At 58.6% G+C, this 11,473-nt stretch carries 9 protein-coding genes; 4 read left to right on the forward strand and 5 right to left on the reverse strand.

Annotation, left to right across the window (positions count from 1 at the left end):
• Positions 1 to 107: 107 nt before the first annotated feature.
• From LPA44_RS16865 to gdhB, 3 genes are all read left to right on the forward strand, one after another.
• On the forward strand, positions 108 to 2,978 hold the full coding sequence (locus LPA44_RS16865) for a bacterio-opsin activator domain-containing protein (protein ID WP_230890658.1): 2,871 nt from the start codon (positions 108 to 110) through the stop codon (positions 2,976 to 2,978).
• Between the two features lie 194 nt (positions 2,979 to 3,172).
• Positions 3,173 to 3,316 carry a rubrerythrin-like domain-containing protein gene (locus tag LPA44_RS16870; protein ID WP_230890659.1) on the forward strand — a complete coding sequence of 48 codons (144 nt, stop codon included), beginning with the start codon at positions 3,173 to 3,175 and terminating at the stop codon, positions 3,314 to 3,316.
• A complete protein-coding gene (gdhB, locus tag LPA44_RS16875; RefSeq protein WP_230890660.1) occupies positions 3,316 to 4,614 on the forward strand; it encodes a glutamate dehydrogenase GdhB in 1,299 nt (432 codons plus the stop codon). The genes LPA44_RS16870 and gdhB overlap by 1 nt, the downstream gene beginning before the upstream one ends.
• A 17-nt stretch (positions 4,615 to 4,631) precedes the next feature.
• On the opposite strand, the gene LPA44_RS16880 is transcribed toward gdhB, so the two are convergent.
• Positions 4,632 to 5,240: a trimeric intracellular cation channel family protein gene (locus LPA44_RS16880; protein WP_230890664.1), complete on the reverse strand. Its 609-nt coding sequence runs from the start codon at positions 5,238 to 5,240 to the stop codon at positions 4,632 to 4,634.
• Positions 5,241 to 5,488: 248 nt separating this feature from the next.
• Between LPA44_RS16880 and LPA44_RS16885 the strand changes: the two genes are divergently transcribed.
• Positions 5,489 to 6,556 (forward strand): iron transporter, encoded by a 1,068-nt coding sequence (locus LPA44_RS16885; protein WP_230890661.1) that lies wholly within the window; start codon positions 5,489 to 5,491, stop codon positions 6,554 to 6,556.
• A gap of 16 nt (positions 6,557 to 6,572) precedes the next feature.
• Here the strand turns inward: LPA44_RS16885 and LPA44_RS16890 are convergent, their stop codons facing one another.
• The 4 genes from LPA44_RS16890 to LPA44_RS18525 all read right to left on the reverse strand — a co-directional run bounded on the left by LPA44_RS16890 (position 6,573) and on the right by LPA44_RS18525 (position 10,805).
• On the reverse strand, positions 6,573 to 7,991 hold the full coding sequence (locus LPA44_RS16890) for a hypothetical protein (RefSeq protein WP_230890662.1): 1,419 nt from the start codon (positions 7,989 to 7,991) through the stop codon (positions 6,573 to 6,575).
• 70 nt (positions 7,992 to 8,061) lie between these two features.
• Positions 8,062 to 8,328, reverse strand: coding sequence for a DNA-binding protein (locus LPA44_RS16895; RefSeq protein WP_230890663.1), 267 nt, complete (start codon positions 8,326 to 8,328; stop codon positions 8,062 to 8,064).
• 821 nt (positions 8,329 to 9,149) lie between these two features.
• A complete protein-coding gene (locus LPA44_RS16900; protein WP_230890665.1) occupies positions 9,150 to 10,571 on the reverse strand; it encodes a sodium-dependent transporter in 1,422 nt (473 codons plus the stop codon).
• Positions 10,572 to 10,655: 84 nt separating this feature from the next.
• Entirely contained in the window at positions 10,656 to 10,805 is a 150-nt protein-coding gene (locus LPA44_RS18525) for a DUF7535 family protein (protein WP_442903412.1), read from the reverse strand.
• Between the last annotated feature and the right edge of the window lie 668 nt (positions 10,806 to 11,473).

The following is an 11,473-nucleotide window of genomic DNA, read 5'->3' on the forward strand; positions in this document are numbered from 1 at the left end:
GTTGAACAATAAACAACGAGCGTTTTGCATCTACAGTAAGTAATTGATAATACTACCCCTTACGCGTATGGAATCGCGTTCTGATATCGGGGCCGAGTGTTCCACATATGAACCCAAAATCACGGAGTATTCTCGATACGTCTGTGATCGTCGCTGTTGGCGACACAGAGTGGCTAACGGCCTACGTTGATGCGCTCCAAGAACAGTCTGACGCGACTGTTCATCACGTTTCGCCAGCAACAGCCCACGAGATGCTGCAACAGAGGGCAATCAATTGCGTCGTGGCTGACTACCGCCTGCCCGAAACAACGGGGATTGACTTCATTCGCAGCATCCGGGAGACAACCGCCACACTCCCGATTATTCTGGGGACGGCCGAAGGCAGCGAAACAATCGCTAGTACAGCGATTGAAGCGGGCGTTACCGACTACATCGCTGTCACTGACTCACTAGACGAGACTGTAACCGATGCCGTGCAGCGAACCGAGCAGGCGCTCCGGGACGCCCAACGGGCGAAGACACAGCGCGAACGGGCACGACAGTTCGACGCGACATTTCACGACACTCGATCCGCAACGTGGGTGCTTGACCCTGCTGGCGCGCTCACGCGCGTCAACCAAACCGCTCGCGATATGATCGATGTGGACGCCGACGACGTCGTTGGCGATCCCTTCTGGACGCTGCCATGGTGGCTTGACGAGGGCCAAACGAGCGCTGACATTCGTCGCCTTGTTGAGTCAGCAAAACGCGGTGAGTTCGGGCACGCTGTCATCACTCAGAATGGTGTGACTGGTGAGCAAGTGTTGGAACTCTCCGTCCAGCCGGTTACTGATGAACGCGGCGACCTCGTCTCAATCATCGTCGATAGCGTCGATATCACTGAGCGTGTGGACCTCGAACGGGAACTCCGCCAATCCGAGCAACTCCACCGCGTCACGCTCAACAACATGACTGACACCGTCCTCATGACCGACGAGGACGGCGAGTACACGTATGTCTGCCCGAACGTCCATTTCATCTTCGGGTACACCGCCGAGGAAATCCGAGACCTGGGAACGATTGAGGACTTGCTCGGCGACGACCTGTTTGACCGCGAGGATCTCGCTGACGACGGCGTCTTGAAGAACATCGAAACGACGGCCACGGACAAAGCCGGTCGCGAACACACGCTGCTGGTGAACGTTCGCGAAGTCTCCATTCAGGACGGCACGCTGCTGTACAGTTGTCGTGACATCACGAAGCGCAAGCAGCGCGAGCGTGCACTCGCAACCCTTCAGGAGACCGCGCGGGACTTCCTGTATGCCGAAACACACCACGAAATTGCCCACCACGTTGTCGACGATACTCCCGACGTTCTCGACCTCGATGCGAGTGCCGTCTACCTCTTCGACGCGGATGACAATCACCTCCAGCCGACTGCGTACTCCCAGTCGATGCGGGACGCCCACGGCCCCCTCCCAGATGTGCATGCGGACGGCCGCGATCTCACTACTCACAGTTTCGTCGAGAACGAACCCCGGTTTTTCGATGATGTCCACGATGCCGACCGCCTCGCCAATCCTGCGACTGATCTCCGGAGTGTCGCGTACATTCCGCTCGGGAGCCACGGCGTGTTCGTCGCTGGATCGACCGATGTCTGTGCCTTCGACGATGTGACGCGGGAACTTGCGGACCTTCTGGCGGCGACAGCGGAGGCAGCACTGGACCGCGTCGACCGTGAGTCCCAGCTTCGCGAGCAGGACCGTGAACTCCAGCGACAGAACGACCAACTTACGACACTCAACCAAATTAACGAGACGATTCGCGAGATTGACCAGGCGCTGGTGCAGTCGGAGACCCGCGAGGAAATCGACCACACGGTCTGTGAACGCCTCACTGCGGATGGCCGCTTCCAGTTCGCCTGGATCGGCACCCACGATAGCACGAACGACGCCGTAACTCCCCAAGCGTGGGCTGGAACTGATCAGGGCTATCTCGATACGCAGTCGTTTCCGGTTGCCGCTGAGGCTGTTGAACCGGCGGGTCGGACTGCGGCGACTGGTGAGGTGACGCATGTTTCGAACGTCGCGGCTGATCTCCGGGCGGCTTCGTGGCGCAAGGACGCGATTGCACGCGACCTACTGTCCGTGCTGAGTATTCCGCTCGTGTACAACGACCTCTCGTATGGCGTTCTGACAGTGTACGCGGAGACGCCGGACGCCTTCGATGAAACGATTCAGACAGTGCTGGCGGAGCTCGGTGAGACGATTGCCTCCGCGATTAGCGCCAGTGAGCGCAAGCGCGCGTTGCTCACCACGTCGATGACTCGCGTCGAGTACACGGTTGCTGATCCGTCGTTTGTGCTCGCGCAATTGGTGCAGGCTGCCGACTGCACGATTACCTATGAGGGCGGTGTCCAGCAGACTGCCAATGGGAACTACGTGTTCGTCACGGTCGAGGACGCGCCGCTTGACGCAGTCGTCGACGTGGCGGCTGACCTCCGCGTGATCGAGGACGTCCAGCGGATTCGTGGTGGTGAGACTGGAGGCGTGTTGCGGCTCCGGTTGGCCGAGCCGTTCCTTGCGACGGAACTGGCCGACCACGGTGCTGTCCTGCAGAGCGCGACGGCCTCGCAGGCGGGAACAGCATTCGTTATTGACGTTCCTGGGAGTGTTGAGGCCAGAAACGTCACGAAGTTCGTCACTCAGCGCTTCGAGGACGTTGAGCTCACGTCGAAGCAGACGCGCGAACAGGCGTCCGAACACGGGTTTTACGCGTCAGTGCTGGATAGCCTGACTGACAGGCAACTGGAGGTCTTGGAGACGGCGTACTACAGTGGGTTCTTCGAGTCGCCGCGGACGGTGACTGGTGAAGCCGTTGCGGAGTCACTGGACATCTCCCCACAGGCGTTCTACCAGCATATCCGAACGGTGCAGCGGAAACTCTTCGCGGCGCTGATCGACGACCACGCCCCGGTGGTCACTCGACACGCGGACTGATCACTCTCGAAGCGGACGCTAGCAGTGTAATCGCGCGATAGGGCTCCCTCCGCGCCCCGATTTCGCAAATGGTTGAATAGTAAACCACGCTGGCTGGCGTGGGGTTCGGTGCTCAACTATCGAATATTCCCTTATACACTTAGTATCCGTATGTAGAGCATCCCGCACAGCACTGTCGGGACACTCACTTACCCATGAGGGACGTCAACCAGAATTCAGCCGAGGAATCACCGTACGAATGCTTCGAGTGCGGGAACGTCGTGCTTGCTGAGGATAACCCTGGGCAGTGCCCCGACTGCGCGGGGGATATGCGGAACCGACGCACACCCATCGAATAATGGCCTCAACACCAACCCAGCACGACGACAACGAGACGGCCGAAGAGCCAAGTGAACCGGAATCGGCGCTGCAGACCGCACGTCGACAACTCCAGCACGCCGCCGACCACCTCGATATCGATCCGAGCATTGTCGAGCGACTCAAGCACCCCAAGAAAGTCCAGGAAGTCACCGTTCCAATCGAGCGCGAGAACGGCGATGTGGAGGTCTATACCGGCTATCGTGCGCAACACGACAGCGTCCGCGGCCCGTTCAAGGGTGGCCTCCGTTATCACCCCGAGGTCACCCGCGAGGAATGCGTCGGCCTCGGCATGTGGATGACGTGGAAATGCGCCGTGATGGACATCCCCTTCGGCGGCGCGAAAGGCGGCATCGCCGTCAACCCCAAAGACCTCAGCGAGGACGAGAAAGAACAGCTGACACGGCGATTCACCGACGAAATCCGCTCGGTTATCGGGCCAACCACGGACATCCCCGCACCCGACATGGGGACAGACCCGCAAACAATGGCGTGGTTGATGGACGCCTACTCCATGCAGGAAGGCGAAACAATCCCCGGCGTCGTCACCGGCAAACCGCCGATCGTTGGCGGGAGCAAAGGCCGTGATGCAGCACCCGGCCGCAGCGTCGCAATCATCACCCGCGAAGCAATCGACTATTACGACAAAGACATCAAAGAAACCTCGATTGCCGTCCAGGGCTTCGGGAGCGTCGGGTCGAACGCCGCGAAACTACTCGACAGCTGGGGTGCAAACGTCGTCGCCGTCAGTGACGTCAACGGCGGCATCTACGACGCAAACGGCCTCGATACACACTCGATTCCCTCGCATCACGAGGAGCCAGAAGCCGTGATGACTCACGAGGCACCAGAAACGGTGACCAACGACGAGTTACTCGAACTGGACGTCGATGTGGTGATTCCAGCGGCAATCGGGAACGTCCTAACGGAAGCCAACGCCGACGATGTTGCTGCCGACATCATCATCGAGGGCGCTAATGGACCGACGACGACCGCCGCGAGCGCGATCTTCGCCGACCGAGACATCCCGGTCATTCCAGATATTCTGGCTAACGCTGGCGGTGTGACGGTGAGTTACTTCGAGTGGCTCCAAGACATCAATCGCCGCGCGTGGTCGCTCGAACGCGTCAACGATGAACTGGAAACAGAGATGCTGGCAGCCTGGCAGGATGTCCAAACAGAATTCGAGACACGCGACGTCACGTGGCGCGACGCAGCGTATATCGTCGCGCTCTCACGGATTGCCGAAGCCCACGAAACGCGCGGCCTTTGGCCCTAACTCGCCTGAGTATTCAATTATTCACGGAGCAGTTCTAATCGTTGTACGGTCGGGAGATGCCAATCGTACGTGACCGCGACTAACCGCATTCCGACAGTCACGACTGCACACGCGCCGGCAGCCGTACTGCCACTCGCGCCGACCACGCCGGTCAACCAATATGCCGCGCCACCCAGAACGGCGCAACTCGCGTAGAAGTCTTCGAAGAGGATGAACGGCGCTCTATCAAGCAGTATATCAGCGAATGCTCCGCCGCCGACAGCGTTGATCATTGCAATTGCAACGACACCAAACGCCGAGACACCTGCATCAGTCGCGACGATAGCACCCGTCGTCGCGAAGGCAGCGAGGCCGATCGCGTCTGCGACGAGCGTAACTGGATGAGTGTCCGGTGACTCTAAGACGACGCTCAGAACCATTGCTAACCCGACGCCGAGGAGCCCCAGTACGATTTCGATTGGAGACTGAAGAACTAACGGCACTCGTGTGACGAGCAAGTCACGGGTTGCACCACCGACAAACGCCATCGATAACCCCACGATAGCAATCCCGAACACGTCGAACTCCTCGCGAATCGCCTTCGAAGATCCGACGAGGGCGAACGCCACCAGCCCGATTGTGTTCATCACCGCGAACGGATCGCCGAAGAGAATTGAAATAATGCCCTGGCTCACTGCGCCCACCTATGATAGTGAGTATGTTGAGTGCGACGTATCAATACACTCCCTGTGGCGAACCTTGCTCAGATACCTCGTCCTCGGTCAGATCACCGTAGCTGACGATGTGAAGGCACCAAGAGGACGTGGAGGCGCTGGGCTTGCTGCGCCTGTTGGGAACCGCAACACCTACTCGGTCGCTAGTCCTTATCTTCTATATGGACCGGCGTCGGTTTCTGAAAACTGCGGGTGGGCTGGTTGGCGTGGCCGGCGTCTCCGGGTGTCTCCGGCGACTCGGGTTCGAGACGCAGTCCGCGTGGCGCGACCCCCCGCTCGTCGAAGACCGACCGGATGGTGTCTATCACCCTGCGATTGTTGAGGGGATGGGCATGTACGAAACGACGACCATCGATGGTATCGGGGTCGCGTTGATGCACTCGTTTCCTCATCGGTTCTGGAGGGTGACCGGGACGAACAAAACAAAAGTCGTTGTCTCATCGGACGACTCGCTGCATTTGATGGCGAGCGCCTGGGATGCCGAATCCGGGACAGTGCTCCCGACCGCGGTGTCAGTTGATGTTCGAAACGAGGAGGGTCGCGTCTCTACGACGAACCTGTGGTCGATGCTATCCCCAAATATGGGGTTCCACTACGGGGATAACGTGGCACTGTCGGGGAGCGGTGAGTATGAGGCGACAGTTCGAATTGCGCCCGTTCAGGCAGCACGGACCAGACCGTTCAAGGGTCGATTTACGGAGATGCGGACTGCGCAGTTCCAGTTCACCTTCGAGCCGGCGGAAACGTACGACCTCCCGATTCGCCGGCTCAGTAAGAAGGCAGGCACCCGCGGGACAGTAGACTTGATGCAGATGGACGGCGTGCCAGCTCCAGTCGCGCCACCGAAAGAACAGCTCCCCGGACGGCTACTTGGGGAAGCCTCAGCTGACGACGCCTTGTTCTACGTAACTCTCGTTACTGACGAGCAGCGATTTTCGGGGACGGATAGCCCATATCTTGTTGTCTCTCCGCGTACGCCATATAATCGAGTTCTCCTGCCGGGGATGTCGCTCTCGATGGCTGTCGAACGCGACGGGCAGACTGTCATGGGAACCGGACTTGATGGTACACTTGATCCTGACCTCGGGTACTACTACGGGACAACTGTGGATCGCGTTGAGCGCGGTGATACAGTCACGATCAAAATTGAGACCCCGCCGCAACTGTCTCGCCACGATGGCTACGAAACCGCATTCATGGACATGTCTGCGGTCCACTTCTCTGTCTGAAGACTACCAACGGGCCCTACCCGAGATACGGGGGCGTTGCGCCCGGTAATGACAGCAGCCAGAGACTGACGATGGTGTACCCTATCATCACGAGGACGAATGGGTACTGGCTTCGGATGGCGGCGAGCCGGCTCGGGAAGAGATCGTATGCGGACGCGTGCGCCTCCCAGATCGCGAGCAAGTGGCCTACGAGCACGAACGCGATGCTGAGGGCAGTGAACCAGTTGGGTGGCGCGAGGACGAGCGGATTCGCAGGTGGTGACAGCGGCGACACCACTGCCATCGTCAGCGCCGGACTCAACGAGACGAGCAGCCCTGCGTAGTGGGCGAGGTGATAGCCAGCCGCGATCGCCAGAAGCGGAGGAGCCAGCCGTAAGGCGATCGAGCGGCTCGTAACGTAGGTGTCAGTGAACCGGCGAGCAATAGTGCCAGCATACCAGTACGCCGCGAGGAAGACGACGTATCCGATAACGAGGAGAGTCGTATAGGCCAGGACAGCGAGCGGCGTGGCTGCCATCACTGCACTTAGCGGCGACTCAACGACGGTTGTGATGGTCTGTGCGCCGGCTGTCGTCGTGATGAAACCGCTGTACGTGAGCTCCCAGATGAGCGCGATGATGAAGGCGATGTCCGAGGAATCGGTTACGACATCTGATTGCGCGAGGTCGCTCCCCGGGAGTATAATCTCCACCGACCCGTCACGTAGCTGGATAGGTGCAACGGCACCGTAGAATCTGAAGAGGACCGTTATCGGGTCCGCGTGCTCGAACCAGGCGTCGGAGCCGAAGACGACAGCGCCAGCGATGGTGTACAACGAGTATCCGAGAATAGCCGTTGCGAGCACACGCGGGACAGTGCTAACAGGGAAGATGACCTCGACCCAGACGAGCGTGAGGATACCGGCGATGGCCGGCCACCTGTCGAATGAATCTGGGTACTCGTAGAAACCGGTTGGGAGAATCGTTGTAATGGCGCGCCAGGGATTTAGAGCGGGCCATGGGTTGCCGACGAGATACGCAACAACGGGGAGGCCGGCGCGAACGCCGACGAATGTGACGAGGACGGTGAGACTAGCCGATGGCAGCTGTGGCCCGGTGTACCCGAGGAACACCATGAGACAGAGCCCGACCACAGCCAGCGTCTGGCCAAGGACACCAATCCACCGCCGAACCGCGGGCATTCTTGGAAGGGACACAGACCGGGAATGGAGCGAGTAGATGAACGCGCGATCAGTGACAAAGCTCGCAAGCAGTGCCGACGCGCCAATTGTCGCCCCGCCCGTCGCTAAGTACAGCCATCGCGGGATAGCGAGCGCCTCACGTGGTTGCTTGGAGAGGGTCATCCCGTTCGCAGCGGCGACACTATCGGCGAGAACGGTTAAGATCGCTATCCAAGCGAGTACTTGCGCGCCGAAGCGGATGCCGAACGTCGGCATCGCGTTCGACTTGGCGTCTTCCCGGGGAGTTGCTTTCGCTGTTGATTCGTCTCCAGAGGTGTTCTCGGCGTTAGATGGCGTAGATGGCATAGAGGAACAGGAAGACGAAGTATACTGCGACGATACACGCGAGGGCTCGCAGCCGGAACGAGCCGAGGGCGTCGCGCTCGTTCGCTCGCGCATCGTGGAAGTCGGTTCGTTCAGCCTCAGTGAGGTCTGGCCAGTGGTTGAGGCCCTTGTGGAGAGTGAGGCGGTCCTCAGTTGGGAACGGCTCATCACAGTACTGGCAGACCGCTGGGGAGTCGCCTGGTGGAACGGCTGATTGAACAGTGGACATACCCTCGATAGATCACGTTGTGCTACCGTACATCCGCTTGAAATGCTTCTGCTTCTCGCCTGGCAGCCTTGATATCCTCCCCGCTCTGACGGGTTGGGATTTCCGACCGTCGTTGGGAGATTACGAGTCACCGATCACGGTAGTAACCAGTCTTCGTGGGGTGAAACAGCCCTCACAACGGTTGAATAGTTAGAGGATTGAGTCCGTCCATGTGTGCCCACATTCGCTACAATCGAAGAAGTGGACCGCCTGCTCATCGACGACCCCCTTCCCTGTCGATTGTGCTAATGCGAATCCACATTCTGGGCAGTCGGACACGGTCACAACCTGTCGTTTGGGTAGCGACACGAAAAAGCGGAATGGCCGCCTTTGGTGACCTCCTCCTCGCCGTAAACGGCGAGGCTTCCCACGGCACCGCACCGCTGAGTTGGGATATTTGCTGGTTGACGACCGGTCGGCATGACAGGCCGATGGCGGGGCCACACCGCCGTTACTCCTATCCCAAACGGGACTCGGAGTTATCTCGCTGACCGAGACACCACAGCCCTTCGAGAGGGTGTCTCAAACGTTCTGGTTCTCGGAGTCCCGATATTGTGCATTTGTGTGGGGCGGTGTGACCGCCTCGGGGTATGTCATTCTATGATACGATTCTACTTAAATATCCGTATTGCTGCTGAACGAGGTTTGTGTCGGCGTTGTCGGATTCACGCCCGTCGTAAACGACGGGATTCTCTCCTTGTAGAAGATAGATGTCTGTCCTTGCTCACGTTAGCTATAACGTACCCACGGTACCGAAGTATCCGATGTTATGGACCCCTCAATTAGGGTCGTTCACTCTGGCGAGCGTGGGAGTGTGTTGTTCGGGTGACTGCGGTCCGGCAAACAAGCGTCGCGAGCACGGCGATTGCGACCCGCGTAACGATCGCCAGTGAGACGCTTGCGAGTGCGGCCAGCGTGGTTGTCAGCGAGAACATAACGACAACGGGTAGCACCCAACCAACGGCCAGCACCCATGGCGTCGCGAACTTACTGAGGCGGCCAGCGCCGCGCTGGAACTCCGTGACAGCGTCGTCGCGGAGCACCCAGCCGACGATCGCGAGAAACGCGAACAAGCCAACTGTCAGCATCACGTCGACGACCGGGCCGGACACGAATCGAAATGCCGGCCCGGCAAGCGCCAACCCACTGCCAGTCACCGCAATCACCAGCGTCACGAGCAGCGTTGCCAGCCGCCGGGACATCTCATAGTTGTCGACAAGGGTCGCAACGGGCGTTTCAAGCAGATTAATGCCGCTTGTCACAGCTGCCAGCAGGACGGTGAAGAAGAAGACGGTTGCAACGAGAGTGCCGCCGGGCAGCGAACTGAACGCGGTTGCGAGTGCTACGAACAGCGCGCCAGGGCCGCCCTGTCCTGGGCTGATCCCCTGGGAGAACAACAGCGGCAAAACGACGAGCCCAGCCAAGACGCCGATGACTGTGTTCGAGACCGCAATAACGAGGGTGTCACGCGGGAGGGAAACATCCTCGTCGAGGTATGAGGCGTACGTGAGCATCGCGCCGGCACCCAGCGAGAGCGTGAATAATGCCTGTCCGGCTGCTGGTCCGAGGACGTCGAAGAAGTGTGTGGCGAGGTAGTCGCCATCGAAGTCGAGATAGAACGCGTAGCCGGCGGCGGTGTTGGGTTGGGTGGCTGTCCAGACAGCAAGTCCACCGAGCAACACGACGACTGCGGGGAGCATAATTTTCGAGGCGCGTTCGATACCCTGGCTCACGCCGAAATAGACGATTATGGCTACGATTGTGAGGAACAGTAGGTGGAAACCGACTGCCGGGAGGCCGTGGCTTGCGTGGCGGAAGTACTGCTGTGGCTGCGAGAAGTATGCGCCGGTCGGTGACAGTAGTGTGTATCTGAGGATCCAGCCGCCGACGACCGAGTAAAACGACAGCATTACGGCGGTTGTGATGACGTTGAATGCGCCCAGTGGTGTGCCCCACCGGGAGCCGATGAGCGCGCGGAGCGCACCGATTGGCGTTTGGCGGCCACGTCGGCCAAGCACGAGTTCAGCGAGCAACCCGGGGACGCCAATCCCGACGACGAGCAGCAAGTACATTACGAGGAAAGCGCTGCCGCCGTTGTCAGCAGTCAACCATGGGAACCGCCAGATGTTCCCCAACCCGGCTGCACTGCCGACGGCCGCAAGTACGAATCCTACGTTCGAAACCCACGAATCTCGATCCATCAGTGTACAAATTTGGCTACTGTAGGAGGAAGTCCGTGTCGATTCAGCTGCTCAGAGGGATCCCAGATATCGGCACACCGGACCAGATCAGGTTAGTTTGGTTCCGATCCAGAGAAGAACTAGAATGGGAAGCAATGGCAGGAGTAGAACTCCTAATGCCGTAGCGATCAAATACCCGACGACGCTCATCTCAGCGTTCGAATAATCCGTTCGACGACGACTTACAGCGTCCGTCATATCTAACACTCCGTTTTCTTGGAACAAAAACTAACTGGTTGGTAAGCACACTTCGTTTGGGAAACAGCCATTACTGCCTATAATCTATATTCGGTTGTAGTAGGCTAATTGAACGGTAAACGCCTGCTCTGTAGTTCGTGATATCCCTCAAGACCTCAGATTGGTAACTACAGTGACTGAGCCTAGAGACTACTATTCTACGGTCAATTAGTCAGAGTATATGAAAATTGGAATTGTAAACGAATCGTGGCGGCCAGAGATTAAAGTTCGGAGGGAACGACCGCGAAGAGCTATATCATACCTCAAAGAAAGAGGAGAGAAATTACTGATACTCGCTGCGACTTTCTCGCTCGGAATCAACCTTCTCACTCGCTACTATCCAGAACTGAACACGCTGGCGCTGCTACTGTCTGTCATCCTGGTCGGCCACACCTCTCGCCGATGGTTGGGTCACCATAACCAGGTCACATGGTTGTTGCCTGAGCTATATACTGGGTTGTTTTCAAACTAAGTAATAGAAGAGGGTGTCATAGAACGATTCCCACACCAAAGAGCAGGGTGAATGCTGAGATGGTATGGCCTCAGCGACCCTGCAAGATGATCCTTCGGTAGAGACGTTCTTCAATGTCGCGGAGACCGAGACGCTAGCGCTGTTTGAGCACCTCTCC

It is taken from the genome of Halobacterium sp. KA-4 (assembly GCF_021028995.1).
Taxonomy (GTDB): Archaea; Halobacteriota; Halobacteria; order Halobacteriales; family Halobacteriaceae; genus Halobacterium.

Coding starts and splice junctions, on each gene's coding strand:
- gdhB (WP_230890660.1), top strand. CDS start 3,316: ATGGCCTCAACACCAACCCAGCACGACGACAACGAGACGGCCGAAGAG.
- LPA44_RS16870 (WP_230890659.1), top strand. CDS start 3,173: ATGAGGGACGTCAACCAGAATTCAGCCGAGGAATCACCGTACGAATGC.
- LPA44_RS16880 (WP_230890664.1), bottom strand. CDS start 5,240: ATGAACACAATCGGGCTGGTGGCGTTCGCCCTCGTCGGATCTTCGAAG.
- LPA44_RS16890 (WP_230890662.1), bottom strand. CDS start 7,991: ATGCCGACGTTCGGCATCCGCTTCGGCGCGCAAGTACTCGCTTGGATA.
- LPA44_RS16895 (WP_230890663.1), bottom strand. CDS start 8,328: ATGTCCACTGTTCAATCAGCCGTTCCACCAGGCGACTCCCCAGCGGTC.
- LPA44_RS16865 (WP_230890658.1), top strand. CDS start 108: ATGAACCCAAAATCACGGAGTATTCTCGATACGTCTGTGATCGTCGCT.
- LPA44_RS18525 (WP_442903412.1), bottom strand. CDS start 10,805: ATGACGGACGCTGTAAGTCGTCGTCGAACGGATTATTCGAACGCTGAG.
- LPA44_RS16885 (WP_230890661.1), top strand. CDS start 5,489: ATGGACCGGCGTCGGTTTCTGAAAACTGCGGGTGGGCTGGTTGGCGTG.